This window comes from Streptomyces zaomyceticus (assembly GCF_014656215.1).
Lineage (GTDB): Bacteria > Actinomycetota > Actinomycetes > Streptomycetales > Streptomycetaceae > Streptomyces > Streptomyces zaomyceticus.
The window spans coordinates 41,102-56,225 of record NZ_BNBZ01000042.1 but is presented as its reverse complement, the minus strand read 5'-3'; the positions used below and the strand labels follow the sequence as shown (position 1 = coordinate 56,225).

At 72.6% G+C, this 15,124-nt stretch carries 18 protein-coding genes; 7 read left to right on the top strand and 11 right to left on the bottom strand.

The features are described from left to right. Positions 1 to 88: 88 nt before the first annotated feature. From IE311_RS33525 to IE311_RS33515, 3 genes are all read right to left on the bottom strand, one after another. Positions 89 to 1,336 (bottom strand): DUF2637 domain-containing protein, encoded by a 1,248-nt coding sequence (locus IE311_RS33525; RefSeq protein ID WP_229902333.1) that lies wholly within the window; start codon positions 1,334 to 1,336, stop codon positions 89 to 91. 144 nt (positions 1,337 to 1,480) lie between these two features. Continuing rightward, the gene (locus IE311_RS33520) at positions 1,481 to 2,209 is read right to left on the bottom strand and encodes a DUF3558 domain-containing protein (protein WP_189835650.1); all 729 of its coding nucleotides are present in this window, start codon (positions 2,207 to 2,209) and stop codon (positions 1,481 to 1,483) included. Positions 2,210 to 2,339: 130 nt separating this feature from the next. Beyond that, entirely contained in the window at positions 2,340 to 3,284 is a 945-nt protein-coding gene (locus IE311_RS33515) for a DUF3558 domain-containing protein (protein WP_189835649.1), read from the bottom strand. A 174-nt stretch (positions 3,285 to 3,458) separates the two neighbouring features. Between IE311_RS33515 and IE311_RS33510 the strand changes: the two genes are divergently transcribed. Next, positions 3,459 to 4,652, top strand: coding sequence for an RtcB family protein (locus tag IE311_RS33510; protein ID WP_189835648.1), 1,194 nt, complete (start codon positions 3,459 to 3,461; stop codon positions 4,650 to 4,652). Positions 4,653 to 4,748: 96 nt separating this feature from the next. Here the strand turns inward: IE311_RS33510 and IE311_RS33505 are convergent, their stop codons facing one another. Both IE311_RS33505 and IE311_RS33500 read right to left on the bottom strand, forming a co-directional pair. Then, complete coding sequence (locus IE311_RS33505; RefSeq protein WP_189835647.1) at positions 4,749 to 5,513, bottom strand: SDR family NAD(P)-dependent oxidoreductase; 765 nt, start codon at positions 5,511 to 5,513, stop codon at positions 4,749 to 4,751. Between the two features lie 65 nt (positions 5,514 to 5,578). Then, the gene (locus IE311_RS33500; protein ID WP_189835646.1) at positions 5,579 to 5,914 is read right to left on the bottom strand and encodes a YnfA family protein; all 336 of its coding nucleotides are present in this window, start codon (positions 5,912 to 5,914) and stop codon (positions 5,579 to 5,581) included. Positions 5,915 to 6,079: 165 nt separating this feature from the next. On the opposite strand from IE311_RS33500, the gene IE311_RS33495 reads away from it, so the two are divergent. Next, a complete protein-coding gene (locus IE311_RS33495) occupies positions 6,080 to 6,532 on the top strand; it encodes a hypothetical protein (protein WP_229902332.1) in 453 nt (150 codons plus the stop codon). 45 nt (positions 6,533 to 6,577) lie between these two features. On the opposite strand, the gene IE311_RS33490 is transcribed toward IE311_RS33495, so the two are convergent. Next, a complete protein-coding gene (locus tag IE311_RS33490) occupies positions 6,578 to 8,002 on the bottom strand; it encodes an FAD-dependent monooxygenase (RefSeq protein ID WP_189835645.1) in 1,425 nt (474 codons plus the stop codon). Between the two features lie 115 nt (positions 8,003 to 8,117). Here IE311_RS33490 and IE311_RS33485 point away from each other — a divergent pair, with 115 nt between their 5' ends. Together IE311_RS33485 and IE311_RS33480 are read left to right on the top strand one after the other, a co-directional pair. After that, positions 8,118 to 8,678 carry a TetR/AcrR family transcriptional regulator gene (locus tag IE311_RS33485; protein ID WP_189835644.1) on the top strand — a complete coding sequence of 187 codons (561 nt, stop codon included), beginning with the start codon at positions 8,118 to 8,120 and terminating at the stop codon, positions 8,676 to 8,678. Between the two features lie 56 nt (positions 8,679 to 8,734). Further along, on the top strand, positions 8,735 to 9,220 hold the full coding sequence (locus IE311_RS33480; protein WP_189835643.1) for a MarR family winged helix-turn-helix transcriptional regulator: 486 nt from the start codon (positions 8,735 to 8,737) through the stop codon (positions 9,218 to 9,220). Between the two features lie 19 nt (positions 9,221 to 9,239). On the opposite strand, the gene IE311_RS33475 is transcribed toward IE311_RS33480, so the two are convergent. Together IE311_RS33475 and IE311_RS33470 are read right to left on the bottom strand one after the other, a co-directional pair. Continuing rightward, complete coding sequence (locus IE311_RS33475) at positions 9,240 to 9,980, bottom strand: Mut7-C RNAse domain-containing protein (protein ID WP_189835642.1); 741 nt, start codon at positions 9,978 to 9,980, stop codon at positions 9,240 to 9,242. Between the two features lie 114 nt (positions 9,981 to 10,094). Beyond that, positions 10,095 to 10,946: an NAD(P)H-binding protein gene (locus tag IE311_RS33470; RefSeq protein ID WP_189835641.1), complete on the bottom strand. Its 852-nt coding sequence runs from the start codon at positions 10,944 to 10,946 to the stop codon at positions 10,095 to 10,097. A gap of 130 nt (positions 10,947 to 11,076) precedes the next feature. Here IE311_RS33470 and IE311_RS33465 point away from each other — a divergent pair, with 130 nt between their 5' ends. Further along, entirely contained in the window at positions 11,077 to 11,526 is a 450-nt protein-coding gene (locus tag IE311_RS33465) for a GNAT family N-acetyltransferase (protein ID WP_189835640.1), read from the top strand. A gap of 18 nt (positions 11,527 to 11,544) precedes the next feature. On the opposite strand, the gene IE311_RS33460 is transcribed toward IE311_RS33465, so the two are convergent. After that, on the bottom strand, positions 11,545 to 12,102 hold the full coding sequence (locus tag IE311_RS33460) for a GNAT family N-acetyltransferase (RefSeq protein WP_189835639.1): 558 nt from the start codon (positions 12,100 to 12,102) through the stop codon (positions 11,545 to 11,547). 14 nt (positions 12,103 to 12,116) lie between these two features. Next, a complete protein-coding gene (locus tag IE311_RS33455) occupies positions 12,117 to 12,974 on the bottom strand; it encodes a helix-turn-helix domain-containing protein (protein WP_189835638.1) in 858 nt (285 codons plus the stop codon). 162 nt (positions 12,975 to 13,136) lie between these two features. Here IE311_RS33455 and IE311_RS33450 point away from each other — a divergent pair, with 162 nt between their 5' ends. Further along, the gene (locus IE311_RS33450) at positions 13,137 to 13,721 is read left to right on the top strand and encodes a TIGR03086 family metal-binding protein (protein WP_189835637.1); all 585 of its coding nucleotides are present in this window, start codon (positions 13,137 to 13,139) and stop codon (positions 13,719 to 13,721) included. A gap of 29 nt (positions 13,722 to 13,750) precedes the next feature. On the opposite strand, the gene IE311_RS33445 is transcribed toward IE311_RS33450, so the two are convergent. Further along, positions 13,751 to 13,999, bottom strand: coding sequence for a hypothetical protein (locus IE311_RS33445; protein WP_189835636.1), 249 nt, complete (start codon positions 13,997 to 13,999; stop codon positions 13,751 to 13,753). 269 nt (positions 14,000 to 14,268) lie between these two features. On the opposite strand from IE311_RS33445, the gene IE311_RS33440 reads away from it, so the two are divergent. After that, the gene (locus IE311_RS33440) at positions 14,269 to 15,123 is read left to right on the top strand and encodes a substrate-binding domain-containing protein (RefSeq protein ID WP_189835635.1); all 855 of its coding nucleotides are present in this window, start codon (positions 14,269 to 14,271) and stop codon (positions 15,121 to 15,123) included. The last annotated feature ends 1 nt before the right edge of the window (position 15,124 follow it).

The following is a 15,124-nucleotide window of genomic DNA, read 5'->3' as shown; positions in this document are numbered from 1 at the left end:
CGCCGCCCGGAATCCGGGCGGCGGCCCTTTCACACGTCCTGCGTATGTCCCGCGTCCTTGTGCGCGTCCCCGCCGATGGCGGCCGATCTCAGGGGGTGCGGTAGTCCTGCATGTCCTGCTGGATCTGCTGCTGGACCCCGGGGACCACCTGCTGGAGCAGCGCCGGGTTACGGAGCTGCTGGACGCCGTAGTGCTCGGCGACCATGTCCGCGAGCTCCGGGTCCTGCGGGAAGCGGTCGTTCTCCACGGCGTACGCCCAGGTCAGCTTGTAGACGACCTCACGGAACTCCTCGACCTCGTGAGGCTCCAGCTGCTCCTCGACGTACTCGGGGTACTCGACGAACTCCTCGGGACCCGGCGGAGGAACATCGTCCGGGCCGAGCGGCACCGGCACCGGGATCGGCTCCAGGCCGTCGACGATCTGAGGGTTGTACGAACCCTGGTAGCCGTCCGGCCGCGCCTGGTCGGCCGCGAACCACGGGCTTCCCTCGGGGCCCTGAGGAACCTCGGGGAGCCCCTCCGGCGCCGCGGCGAGCTGCACCGGCAGGCCCGGCTGCCCCTGCTCGAGCTGCTGGCCCTGCTGAATCGGCGGGGCCTGCTGAAGCACCGCCGGCTGAGCCGTCTGCGACTGCGGGGGCAGCACGGCCGGCTCGATCCCGGCCGCCGCGAGGCCCGCCGCGGCGGTCTCCGCCAGCGGCACCCCGTACCGCGCCAGCCGCAGCGGCATCAGCGCCTCCACGGGCGCCTTGCGGCGCCAGCTCCGGCCGTATCGCGCCTGCAGACGCGCCTGGTAGATCAGCCGCTCCTGCTCCAGCTTGATCACCTGCTCGTACGAGCGCAGCTCCCACAGCTTCATCCGGCGCCACAGCCGGAACGTCGGCACCGGCGAGAGCAGCCAGCGGGTCAGCCGGACGCCCTCCATGTGCTTGTCCGCCGTGATGTCCGCGATCCGGCCCACGGCGTGACGCGCGGCCTCGACGGCCACCACGAACAGCACGGGGATCACCGCGTGCATGCCGACACCCAGCGGGTCCGGCCAGGCGGCCGCGCCGTTGAAGGCGATCGTCGCCGCCGTCAGCACCCAGGCCGTCTGCCGCAGCAGCGGGAACGGAATCCGCAACCACGTCAGCAGCAGGTCGAGGGCGAGCAGCACACAGATGCCCGCGTCGATGCCGATCGGGAAGAAGTACGAGAAGGTGCCGAAGCCCTTGTCCAGCGCGAGCTCGCGCACGGCTGCGTACGACCCCGCGAACCCGATCCCCGCGATGATCAGGGCACCGGCGATGACGAGGCCGATGAGTATTCGGTGTGTGCGTGTCAGCTGCATCGCGGCCACCCGCGATCCTCCCGTCATTCGACATCTCGCGCGCACAGACTGGCACATGCATACGGAGCCCGGCCCCCGGGGGAGGGACGGGCTCCGCATCGGCGTGCTGTTCCGCGCCGGTTTGTGACTACTTGTCGGGACTCAAGGTCTCGACTACTTGTTCGCGGCGGCGACGGCGGCGACGGCTTCCTTGGCCGCCTTCACCGCACCGTCCATGACCGTCTTCTCCGACGGAGTGGCCGCGCCCGCGTACCCGGCGCCGTTGTACGACAGCAGCACCAGCACATTGCCCGTACGCGCCACGACCGACGCGTACACGAAGTCCTCGTCCGTCTTGCGCAGCTGGTACGCGACGGTCTTCGCCTCGTCGCCGACACCCGTGGCCGTCGCCGTGCGGAGCTTCTTCGCGCCCTCGGTCTCCTGGACCTTCGCCAGCTCCTTCGCGAGGTTCTCCACCGCGCGCTCCTGGCCGCTGCCCAGCGAGGCGTCCGACTCGTACCGGTAGAAGGACACGTCGAGCCAGCGGTACTGCGAGCCCTTCACGCCCTTGTCGTCGAGACCGTTCCACGAGCAGCCGGTACGGCTGGAGAGATCGCTGGAGATGGCCGGCGTGCCGTTCTTGGTCTTCGCCTTGGGCACCAGCGACGCGGTCGTCTTCGCGGAGATCGACTTGCACGCCTGGGGCAGCTCCGCGAACTTCGCCGGCTCGACCTTCTTCGTCGTCTGCGACGGCGAAGGAGTGGCGGACGACGGCGCGCCGGCCTTGTCCTTCGAGCCCTTCGCCCCGTCGCCGGAGTCCGAGGAGCAGCCCGCGACGACGAGCATCACCGGGACGGCGGCGCAGGCGAGTATGCGGGTGAGTCGCGGGGCTGTTCGCTGCATGGTTCCTTCAGTCGCTCGTCGTACGGTCCGGCCGGTGCTCCGGCGGCCACGGGTACGGCCACGGCGTGGGGCCACGGGTACGCCGACACGTTACGTGGTGTCCGCCCGCTCGCGGAGCGGACGCCGAGGGCTACTCCTCCAGGCGCTCGGCGAGCAGCCGGGCCAGATTCCGGGCCTTTTCCTGCAGCTCCCCGCTGTCGGGGGGCTCGACGGAGCCGGTCGTCTGCTCCTGGTAGGAGACGGTCACGATGACGTTGGATGTGCGGAACACCACGCTGATCGCACGCTGGCTGCCGTTCGCGCCGACCGTGATCAGGGCGTCGTCGAGGTACGCGATCTCCCCGAGACCTTCGAGGACACGGGGTTCGAGACCGGTGGAGGCGGGATCGGCGGGGGTCGCTCCGGAGGCGGGCGCCTCCGTGGCGGGGGCTCCCGACGACGGTGCTCCGGCCGCGGGGGACGTGCCGTCCGCCGGGGGCTTGCCGGCCGTGGCGCCCGGCGCGCCCGACGTGGTCCTGCCCGGGGTGGGGGCGCCGGGCGAGGGGGTGCCCGTGCCCGGGGACGTCGGCGGGGTGGTCGTGGGCGGCGCGGTCGGAGGCAGCGGGATGCCCGCCGCGAGCTGCTTGCGGACGTACACCTCCTGCGCCCGGTCGTCGTCGCTGACGGCGGTGTCGTACGAGACCACCCGCTCGATGTCGAGCTCGAGCCGGTGCGAGATGTCCGGGGTGTCGGCCTTCCAGGTGCACCCGACACGTCGGTCCGTGTCGTACGTCACGGCGGCGACACCGCGGTACGCCTTGTCGCGCTCCGGGTCGGCCAGGGCGGCGGCGCCCGGGAGGAGGTCCTTGAGCGTGGCCTGCGGGACGGCGCCGCAGGCCTCGAAGAGCGTGCGGTAGCGGCCCGGGGGCGCGACGGGCGCGGCGGGGCCGGCCTTGGCGTCGACGGCCACGTCCTCGGCCGGAGTGCCGGCGGAGCACGCGGTGAGGCCGATCCCCAGGCCGAGGCCGAGGGTGAGGACGACGGCGGTGCGAGCCGCGGACCCGGTGCGGCCGGGGGTGTACCTCTTTCGCTGCACGGTCCCAGGCTCCCTTCTCCCGAAGTCTTTCCCGAAAACTGTTTGCCGCGCGAACCCGGCCGGTGGACACAATGTCTATCGCACACGCAGCTGTTGATGCCGGTCCGCTGTCACCTGTACGGGCTTTGGCTCCGGTTTTTGCGTTATAAGACTTTTCGGGGGAATCGAGGAAGTATGTCGTACGTAGAGGTACCGGGGGCGAAAGTTCCCATCAGGATGTGGGCCGACCCCTCCACGGTGGAGGGCGGGGCCATGCAGCAGCTGCAGAACGTGGCGACACTGCCGTGGATCAAGGGTCTGGCCGTGATGCCGGACGTGCACTACGGCAAGGGCGCGACGGTCGGCTCGGTCATCGCGATGCAGGGTGCGGTCTGTCCGGCGGCGGTCGGTGTGGACATCGGCTGCGGGATGTCGGCCGTCAAGTCGTCGCTGACGGCGAACGACCTGCCGGGTGACCTGTCGAGGCTCCGGTCCAAGATCGAGCAGGCGATTCCGGTGGGGCGGGGGCTGCACCGGTCCGAGGTGGACCCGGGGCGGCTCTACCAGTTCTCGACGTCGGGCTGGGACGACTTCTGGTCGCGGTTCGACGGGGTCGCGGATGCGGTCAAGTTCCGTCAGGAACGGGCGCGACAGCAGATGGGAACGCTCGGCGGGGGGAACCACTTCGTCGAACTCTGTATCGACTCCGTCGGTTCGGTATGGCTCATGCTCCACTCCGGCTCCCGGAACATCGGCAAGGAGCTCGCCGAGCACCACATCGGCGAGGCGCAGAAATTGCCTCACAACCAGGGCCTCGTCGATCGTGACCTGGCGGTCTTCGTCTCGGACACCCCGCAGATGGCGGCCTACCGGCACGACCTCTTCTGGGCGCAGGAGTACGCGAAGTACAACCGGGCGATCATGATGGCGCTGTTCCAGGAGGTCGTCCGCCGGGAGTTCCGCAAGGCCCGGGTGACCTTCGACCAGGTCATCTCCTGCCACCACAACTACGTGGCGGAGGAGCAGTACGAGGGCATGGACCTGCTGGTCACGCGGAAGGGCGCGATCCGGGCCGGCTCCGGGGAGTTCGGGATCATCCCGGGTTCCATGGGCACCGGTTCGTACATCGTGAAGGGCCTGGGCAACGCGGCGTCGTTCAACTCGGCCTCGCACGGCGCCGGCCGGAAGATGAGCCGGAGCGCGGCGAAGCGGCGCTTCTCGACGCAGGACCTGGAGGAGCAGACGCGGGGTGTGGAGTGCCGCAAGGACTCCGGCGTCGTGGACGAGATCCCGGGCGCCTACAAGCCGATCGAGAAGGTCATCGAGCAGCAGCGGGACCTGGTGGAGGTCGTCGCGAAGCTGAAGCAGGTCATCTGCGTCAAGGGCTGAGGTCGACATGGCCCTGGGCCCCGGCGTCCACGCCGGGGCCCAGGGCCGACCCGGCGCTTCGGCCGAGGCCTTCGTGCCACGGACGGGGCCGCGGTGTCAGAGCTCTCGGTGGACCTTGGTGTTCGAGGCCTGGGCCCGGGGGCGGACGACCAGGAGGTCGATGTTGACGTGCGGGGGGCGGGTGCAGGCCCAGGTGATGGTGTCGGCCACGTCGTCCGCGCTGAGGGGCTCGGCCACACCGGCGTAGACCTTGGCGGCCTTGTCGGTGTCCCCGCGGAAGCGGGTGGTGGCGAACTCGTCCGTCTTGACCATGCCGGGGGCCACCTCGATCACGCGGACCGGCGTGCCGACGATCTCCAGGCGGAGGGTCTCGGCGAGGACGCGGGCGCCGTTCTTGGCGGCGACGTACCCGGCGCCGCCTTCGTAGGTGGAGTGGCCGGCGGTGGAGGAGAGGACGACCACCGTGCCGTCGCCGCTCGCGGTGAGGGCCGGGAGCAGGGCCTGGGTCATGTTCAGGGTGCCGATGACGTTGACCTCGAACATCTGGCGCCAGTCGGCGGGGTCGCCGGTGGCGACGGGGTCGGCGCCGAGGGCGCCGCCGGCGTTGTTGACCAGGACGGCGAGGGTGCGGAAGGCGGAGGCGAACTCGTCGACGGCGGCGCGGTCGGTGACGTCGAGGGCGTAGGCGGTGGCCTGGTGCCCGGCGGCGTCGAGTTCGGCGGCCAGGGCCTCGATGCGGTCCTTGCGCCGGGCGGTGAGGACCACGCGGTAGCCGGCGGCGGCCAGTTGCCTGGCCGTGGCCGCGCCGATTCCGCTGCTCGCTCCGGTGATGACGGCGATGGGGGTACCGGGGGCAGTCATGACGTGGTGCTCCTCGCGCAGGTGGTCGATTACGTCGATCGCCCGGCCAGGATAGGTGGAGTCGGTCAGCGGCTCCGCGGGGCGTACATGATCACGGCCATGCCGGCGAGGCAGACGAGCGCGCCGATGACGTCCCAGCGGTCGGGGCGGTAGCCGTCGGCCGCCATGCCCCAGGCGATGGAGCCCGCGACGAACACTCCGCCGTAGGCGGCGAGGACGCGGCCGAATTCGGCGTCGGGCTGGAGGGTGGCGACGAAGCCGTAGATGCCGAGGGCGAGGACTCCGGTGCCGATCCAGATCCAGCCCCGGTGCTCGCGGACGCCCTGCCAGACGAGCCAGGCACCGCCGATCTCGAAGAGTGCGGCGAGGGCGAAGAGGGCGAGGGAGCGGGCGGTGAGCATGGAGGCAGGGTGCCATGGGACACGCTGACCGATGACCTGTCCGAATATCGGATGATCTGTGGGTATTTTGGCCCTATGCGTGGAATCCGGAAAGGTGTGCTCGGGGTCGCTCTCGTGGCCACGGTGGTGATGGGTGCGAGTGCGGGTGCCGGTGCCGTGGGGCCGGTGCCAGTGCTGGAGGCGGCGACGGAGGCAGCGACGGAGGCGGCGTCGATGCCGGTGCCGGTGGTCGGGGCCGAGGCGGATGTGGCCCATCACGGCCATGTCTCCCTCTGGGACGGGCGGGTCGGCGTCTGGCTGGTGAGCGAGAACCTCGGCCCCTCCGATCTCTCCCAGGCGACGGTCCGGCTCGCCTTCTCCGTGCCGATGGCGGGTGGTCAGGAGCTGCCGCCGGCCTGTCTGTGGAGCAGTGACCGGGTGGTGTCCTGCCGGACGGGCGAGCTGCGGGTCACGGGGGGCATCGGTGAGCTGGGGCTCGATCTGAGGACCGCGGGTCTCCCGGACGAGCTGACCGTGGACATCACCACGGCCTGGCGGGACGGGGCGGCCGACCGGCATCCGGGGAACGACCGGCATCGGGTGCTCGTGCTCGCCACGGGTGATCCCTACGTCTTCTGACGGTTCCCGAACCTTCCGGCCTTCCGGCGTGACGGGTGCGGGGGCTCAGCCGCTCACCCACTGGACGTAGCCGTCGGGGCGGACCAGCACCGACGTCCGCCGTGCCGGGTCGGTCCAGGTGGCCCGTACGAGGCGCTCGGGGGAGACCGGGGCGGTGTCGGGCAGGGCCGGGGGCCTGCCCTCCGGGGCGATCAGGACGAACTCTCCCTCGCGCAGCAGTTCGTAGAGCCGTCCCTCGCGCAGGCGCGCGTCCGGTGCGCGGCGGCCCGCGGGGCGGCGCGCACCCGCCGGGGGCGCGTAGGCGATGCCGATGCCGCTGATCATGCCCATGGCGCGGGTCGCCGCGGGCCGGACCGTGCTCAGGAGGCGGGCGGCGAGGGAACGGGCGGCGCGGGTGAGCGGGGTGTGGGCCATCGCGAGGCGTACGAGCGCGCCGCTGGTGCGCAGCACGGCGGCGCCGACCGGGTGGCGTTCGGACTGGTAGCTGTCGAGGAGCGCTTCGGGGTCGGGTGCGTCTCCGCGCAGGACGGCGGTGAGTTTCCAGGAGAGGTTGGCCGCGTCCTGGAGGCCGGTGTTCATGCCCTGGCCGCCGGCGGGCGAGTGGACGTGGGCGGCGTCCCCGGCGAGGAAGACCCGGCCCACGCGGTAGAAGGGGACCTGGCGCTCGTCGCTGTGGAAGCGGGAGATCCAGCGGGGGTCGTGCATGCCGAGGTCGGTGCCGAGGGCGCGGCGGGTGATCTCGCGGATCTCGGCCAGGTCGACGGGTTCGGTGTCGGGGACCTGGCGGGTGCGGCTCCAGCCCATGACGCGGTACCAGCCGTCGCCGAACGGGGCGAGGAAGGCGAAGCTGTCGCCGGAGCCGTTGACGCTGAACGCGTCGGCGGGTTCCTCGGTGAGCCGGACGTCGGCGAGGACGATGGAGCGGATCACGGAGCCGCCGGGGAAGGGCAGGTCCAGGGCGGTGCGGACGGCGCTGCGGACGCCGTCGGTGCCGACCAGGTGGCGGGCGGTGAGCGTGAGGGGGGCTCCGTCGGGGCCGGTGAGCTCGGCCGTGACGGTGTCGGCGTCCTGGCGCAGCGCGCGCAGCTCCGTGCCGTATCGGAAGGTGACCCCGGCGGTCGTCGCCCGGTGCTCCAGGAGGCGCTCGACCTCGTACTGCGGGGTGACGAGCAGGTGGTTGAAGCGGCTGGGCAGTCGGGTGAGGTCGAGGTCGAGGCGGCCGAAGAGCCGTGCGCGGTCGAGGGTCGTGCCGGTGGCGAGGAGTTCGTCCGCGAGGCCGCGGGCGTCGAGCTGCTCCAGGGTGCGGGCGTGGACGCCGAAGGCGCGGGTCATGTTGGCCAGGCCGTGCGGGCGGCGCTCGACGAGGGTGACGTCGATGCCGGCGGTGGCGAGGTCGCCGGCGAGGAGCAGGCCGGTGGGGCCCGCGCCGACGACGAGTACCTGGGTGTCGGTCTTCTCCGTGGTGCTCATGGCTGCCTCCAGGGTGCCCACGATCGTTGGCCAACAAGTGTTGGTCAACGCTTGTTGGCAACTGTAGGGGTGGCTCGGATGGAGTGTCAACGCCTGTTGGCCTACAGTCGTTGGTATGACGACCGCCCGCCGCTCCGACGCCACCAGGGCCGCCATCCTGGAGGCCGCCCGTGAGCGCTTCGCCTCCGACGGATACGACCGCGCCACCATCCGGGCCATCGCCCGTGACGCCGGGATCGATCCGTCGATGGTCATGCGCTACTACGGCAACAAGGAGGGGCTGTTCGCCGCCGCGTCGGAGATCGAGATCGGCCTGCCCGAGCTGGGCTCGCTGCCCGCGCAGCACATCGGGGCCGTTCTGGTCACCCACTTCCTGGAGCGCTGGGAGCGGGACGACGTCCTCACCGGTCTGCTGCGGGTGGGGGTCACCAACACCGCCGGGGCCGAACGGATGCAGGCGATCTTCGCCCAGCAGCTCGGGCCCGTCACCCGGGGTGTCTGTCCCGACCCGGCGGACGCCCCGCGGAGGGCGGCTCTCGTCGCGTCCCAGATCCTCGGAATGGCGCTCACCCGCTATGTGCTGCGGATCCCCCCGGCCGTCGAGATGTCCCCGGAGGAGATCGTCGCCTGGCTGGGCCCGACCGTGCAGCGCTATCTGACCGCCGAGGCTCCCTGACCCCACCCGTGGAAGCGGGCCGGGCCGGGACGGTGGCTGGTTCGTACAATCTCTGCATGCCGCAGAAGAGTTCCGCCCGGCGCGAGGCGCTGATGTCCGAGCTGTACGGGGAGGCCCGCCGCTACATGGCGGCCTACGCCCTGTTCAACCAGGCCGTCGCCGACCATCTGGGGCTCCATCCGACCGATGTGCAGTGCCTGAACCTGCTCAGCCTGGAGGAGGGGCCGGTGACCACCGGGCGGATCGCCGAGCTGACCGGGCTCACCACGGGCTCCGCGACCCGGCTCGTCGACCGCCTGGAGCGGTCCGGGTACGTGACCCGCGAACGGGACACCGAGGACCGCCGCCGGGTGCTGGTGGCGCTCGTGCCCGAGCGGATCGCCGAACTCGGCGCCCTGTGGCGGAAGCTCAACGCCACCTGGGGCACCATGTTCGATGTCTACTCCGACGCCGAGGTTGCCCTGCTCATCGCCCATATGCGGCGCACCGTCGACGTCAGCGCCGTCCAGATCGAGCGGCTGCGCGGCGGCGACCTGGACTGACCGGGCGCCGGCCGGGGCGTCAGCCGGTCGTCGCCCCGCCGAACTCCCGCACCGCGTCGGAGACGATCGCCTCCAGGCGGGCATGGTGGGCGCCGCGCCAGTAGACCCTGCCGCACTCCACGCACTCGGCGAACACGTCGTACGTCTTCTCCGTGCCCTGCTCCAGGCGCTCGCGCACCGCGTCCTTGTCGGTGCCGCTCAGTCGCCCGTTGCACGCCGTGCAGCGCGTCCAGGGCGCGAGCGGCGGTGCGAAGCGCTCCAGGACGTCACGGAGCTGGTCGTCCGGCCGGTCGCTGTAGACGTAGGCGCCCGCCCACAGCTCGCGGCGCCGCAGCAGCCCGCGGTCCCGCGAGAGCATGACGCGCCGCTCCTGTGCGGAGAGCGCGGCCAGGGCGGGGTCGCCGATGTCCTCGCTCTCGTACGCCGCGTCCACCCCGAGCAGCCGCAGCCGCCGGGCCAGCGTGCCGAGGTGCACGTCGAGCAGGAACCGGAGCGGCGCGCCGGGCCGCACCGGCTGCGGGCGGGAGACGCCTTCCACCTCGATCGTCTCGCCCGCGGCGGGGACGTGCGAGGTGTCGACGGGACGGCCGTCGACCAGGAGCCGCCCGGCCTCGGTGAGGGGCACGCCGAGCGACTCCACGACATGGCCGAGCGAGGAGGAGCCGTCGGTGGTCACCGCCGTGCGGCCCGAGCGCCGCTCCGCCGCGACGAAGAGCCCCAGGTCGGGGGCGAAGCTGATGTGGATCTCCGGTCCGTTCACGGGGACAGGATCGCACCGGGGCGGGACCGGCGGCCACGGAATTCGTCGCCGTGGCGGGGGAGCGGCGCCGGTGGTGCGGGGCGGTGGTGCGGGGGAGCGCCCTGTGGTGGCCGGTCAGGGGCGGAAGTCCGCCGCGTGGTCGGCGGCCCAGGTGGCGAAGGTACGGGCCGGGTGGCCGGTCAGTTCCTCGACCGTGCGCGTCAGCGGTGTCGGCCGGCCGTCGTGCGAGGCCCAGTAGGACAGCAGCGCGTCGGCGAACGTCTCCGGTAGGAAGCCGGCCACCGACCCCTTCCACTCCTCGGGCGTCACGACCGAGTGGGGCGCGGGGCGGTCCGTCACCTCGGCGAGGATCGCCAGCTGCTCGACGAAGGTCAGGGACTCGGGGCCCGTCAACAGATACGAGGAACCGCGCAGCCGGGGCTCGGTGAGCACGGCGAAGGCGGCCTCGGCGACATCGCGCTCATGGATCGGATCGCCGTACGTGTGGGGGTGGGGCAGGGCGGGGCCGCGACCGTCCCGGAGCGCCCCGGCCCACTGCAGGGCGTTGGTGGCGAAGGCGCCCGGCTGGAGGTGGGTGGCCTCGAAGGCCCCGGCGTCCGCGGCGGCGGAGAGGGTGCGCTCGGCCGCGAGGTGGGAGGCGGCGATCGGGTTCTCCGCGGCGTCCGGGGCGAGGACGGAGCTGGAGGAGAGGAGGACGACATGCTCGACGCCGGCGGCACGGGCCCGGTCGGCGAAGGCCTCCACGTGGGTGGCCTCGGCGTACAGGAAGACGGAGTCGACGCCGGCCAGGGCGGTGTCGAAGGTGGCCGGATCGGTGAGGTCGCAGCGCACGGTGCCGACCCCGGTGGGTGGGGAGAGATCCGCGGGGTTCTTGGAGCCGGCTGTGGCCTTGACGCCGGCGGCGTCGAGCAGTCCGAGCAGGGTGGAGGCGACGCGGCCGCGGCTGCCGGTGACGAGAACGGTCATGGGAGGTGTCCTTCCGATGGGAGTGCGAGCAGAGGTGACTGCGCAACGCATTGTCTGCGTTACGCAGATAAATATCCAAGCTCGCGCCCTGTGCGTCAACCCGGACAAAACCCTGAGGTACCGTCCCGGCATGAAGATCATCGACCTCGAGCCCGGCGACACCCGGCTGGAGAACGACCTCCTGCCCGTCCTCCTCGAACTCCGCCCCCACCTCACCCCGGAGCTCTTCCGCGAGGTGTACGAGGCCGGGCACCCCCAGGGACTGCGCTTCAGCGCCGCCTACGCGGACGACGGCCGCTGCGTCGGCGCGGCCGGCTGGCGGATCATCAGCACCACCAGCTCCCTGCGCAAGCTCTACATCGACGACCTGGTGACCGCCGCCGCCACCCGCTCCACCGGGGTCGGCCACGCGCTCGTCGAGCATCTGGACGGCCACGCGCGCGCCGCCGGGTGCCACGAGCTCGACCTGGACTCCGGCACCCACCGCACCGGAGCCCACCGCTTCTACCTGCGCGAGCGCTTCGACATCGTGGCCTTCCACTTCGCCCGGCCGCTCACCGCACCGGAAGACGCCTCCTAGACGGGCTTCCGGCCCGGCTCACCGACCGGCTTCGGGCCCGCCCGCCCACACCGGCTTCCGCAGGTCGAGGCGCCAGTCGTTGCAGCGCATCGGGTGTCCCGGCGGGTACTCGAAGTCCCGCTCGCCGAGCAGTTCGAATCCCGCCTTGCGGCACACCGCGTTCGAAGCGGCGTTGTCCGTCGAAGGGAACGCGTGCAGCCGGCGGTGGAGGCCCGCGGCCCGGGCCTCCGCGGCCACCGCGCGCGTGGCGGCCGTCGCCACGCCCCGGCCCTGGAAGCCCGGCAGCACGGCCCACCCGGTCTCGTACACCGGTTCGCCGTCCCCGGTCCGCACCCAGAAGCCGATGCTGCCCGCCACCGCCTCCTCAGGTAGCAGCACGATCCGGAACATCCGCCCCGCGCCCGTGTCGTCGGCGCTCAGGTCCACATACCGCCGGTGGCGCCGGACGAGCTGCTCCTCCGTCTCCGGTCCGCCGAGGTGTTCCGTCAACTCGGGCGCGTTCAGGGCGCGCAGCAGGCCGGCGTCGGCCTCGGACCAGGGTTCGAGCCGTACGGGCGAGCCGGTGTCGTTGTCCATGCCCGTACGGTAGGTCAGCTCACCGACACTCCCCGGGCGTACGCCGTCGGCGGCACCCCGATCGTCGCCGTGAAGTCCCGTACGAGATGGGCCTGGTCGCTGTAGCCGAGCTCCGCCGCCAGGGCCGCCCAGTCCGGGGTGCCCTCGGTCTCCGCCGCCTCGGCGCGTTCCAGGGCCTCGTGGATGCGGTAGCGCAGGATCACCCACTTCGGGCCGACGCCGACATGGGTCGAGAAGAGGCGCTGGAGCGAGCGCGCCGACAGGCCCGACGCCGCGGACAGCCGGGACACCTTGCGGATCGCGCGGTCGCCGCGGATCAGCTCCACGAGCTCCATGGCCCGGTCGGCCGCCGGGTCGGGGGCGGGACCGTGGGCCAGCAGGAAGGCGTCGAGCGCCGCCACGCGCGCGTGGTCGGTGTCGGGAGAGAGGACGCCGGACAGCGGATCGTCGTCGCCCCCGCCCGGGAAGACCTCCGGCAGGGGGACCCGGCGGCCCGTCCAGGCCGACACCGGCCACGCGGGCGCGAAGGGGCGGAAGCCGCCGGGGCGGAACTGCACCCCGCAGACCCGGCCCGCGTCCGTCAGCTTCTGGGTGAACAGACCGAGCCCGATCCCGGCGACCTCGGCGGACGCGTCCGCCTCCGCGGCCGGGGCGCCGATCGCCCCGTACCGCTGGAAGACGATGTTCACCGACGGATGCGGGACGACATGGGTCGCGTACGGCTCCGGAAGCTCCCAGTCGATCAGCCAGTAGTGCTCCAGATAGGGCCGCAGTTCCGGGGCCGGGACGTGACGGCGGAAGCGGACGTGGGTGAGCAGTTCGGCGGGATCGACGATGCCCCGGGTGTCCCGGCGGGGAGCGGAGTCCGACATGCGTCCGATGCTAGGTCGTCTCTTCCGGATCCCGCCCGGCCCGCGACGCCCGCTTGACCGGCAAGATCCGAGAGAGACGACCTGGGCACCCGCAGGGGCCCGGGCCCGGTGTGGCGTGTTTCTTCAAGACCCGGGTGGGCATGCTCGCCTAGCGTCGCTCCCATGACGAACGAGGCCCCGCCCCGCATCGGTGACCTGCTCCGCAGTGCCGCCACCCGTGCCACGCCCCTGGTCGGGGGCGTCGCCGACGCCTCGCTCGGCGCGCCCACGCCCTGCGCCGAGTACGACGTCCGCGCCCTGCTGAACCATCTCCTCGGTGTCGTCGTGCACTTCCAGGCCCTCGCCGCCAAGCAGCCCGCCGATCTCGCCGTCGGTACGGACTGGCTCGCCGACCCCGGCTGGCGGGACCGCTTCGAGGCCGAGACCGAGAAGCTGGTCGAGGCCTGGTCGGCGCCCGGCGCCGAGGAGGGCAGCACCGGGGCCATGGCGCTGCCCGCGCGGACCGTCGGGTCCATGGTGCTGCTCGACCTGACCGTGCACGCCTGGGACCTGGCCCGCGCCACCGGCCGGAGCTTCGAACCCGACCCCGCCGTGGTCGCCGGGCTCGTCGAGGAGGTGGAGCGGATGGCGCCGATGGCCCGGAAGGCGGGTGTCTTCGGGGAGCCCGCCGAGCTGCCCGGCGACGCCACCGCCTTCGAGCGGCTGCTCGCCACGACGGGCCGCGATCCGCGGGCGTGGGAAGGCTGAGGCGAGTCCCGTCCGCGGGTGCCCGGCGCTCAGCGCAGGCGGCCCGCCGAACCCAGGCCGAGCCGCGAGACGACCTGGCCGAAGGCATGCTCCTCCGCGGGCGTCAGTTCCACCGACTCCTGCGGGTGCCAGATCCGCTCCAGTGGGGTGCGCGTCCCGTCGCGGCGATCACGGGCCCGGGCCCGGAGGCCGAGCGACAGCCACACCACCGTCGAGACGGCGAGCAGGCCGAACAGGGTGAGCACACGGGGGTCGGAGAACGGGCCGGGCAAGGACATGACTCACTCCAGGACGTGAGGGCCGCCCGTGCGCGGCGCGCCCCGGCAGGTGGCGCGCGGGCACGAGGGCAGCGGCGATTCCTACTGCTTCCTCCCGACCTGTTCAGTTAACACCAACCTGGGGGACTTTCGGCAGGGGGGTCCGGGACCTTGGTCCCGGACCCGGCGGACCCGGCGCAGGCCGGGCCGGGCATGCCCTCTTGTGCGGGCCGCGGAACCGCTCCAAGGTGACGGAAGAGGCACATTCCGGCCGGGGAGGGAGCAGCCGTATGTCCGGGGCAGAGGCATGGGGATTCACGGACGACAGAGGTGCGGAGCTCGGGGCGGCCCGGGTGCCGCGGCGGGTGGTCGCGTACGTGCGGGCCGGCGCGGCCCTGTGTGACCTGGGGGTGACTCCCGTCGCGGTGTACGGCTCCGGGCACGACGGCGAGGTCCTCGATCCGGCGAAGGAAGGCGGGCTGCGGTCGGCCGCGGTGACCTACCTCGGGCCCGGCAGGGTCCTGGACGAGGGGCGGCTGCGGGAGCTGCGGCCGGACGTGATCGTGGACGTGACCTACGACGGGAAGAGCCCGTACGCGCTCGACGAGTCCGTCGCCGAACGCCTCGGGGTGCCGCTCGTCGCACTCTCGGTCGGCAACGAGCTCGGCCTGCCGGCCATCCTGGAGCGATTCGGGGCGCTGGCCGTGAGTCTGGGGGCCTCGTCGGCCGCCGAAACGCCCGCCGCGGCCTTCCCGGGCGACCTGCGGGCGGCCGAGGACGCGCTGCGGGAGGCCGCCGCGCGCTCCGGACTCGGCGTCCTCGCGCTCTCCGGCGCCGGTCCCGACCAGGTGCACCTCGCCCGGCCGCTCGCCTGGCCCGAGCTGGCGCGTCTCACCGAGCTCGGAGTCCGGCTGGTCGACCCGGGCCCCGGCCCCGGCGCCAACTGGCTCACGGCCGACTGGGGCCGCGCCGCCGAGCTCCGTCCCGGCCTGGTCCTCTTCGACAGCAGGGCCCACGCCACGCCGCCCGACGGGGCCCTGTCCGGCGTCCGGTCCACGCCGTGGAACCCCGAGACCCCGCCCAGCCCGGCGGCCTACGCGCGCTTCTTCCGCGACCTCGCCGAGGCACTCGCACCGACGGGCTGAA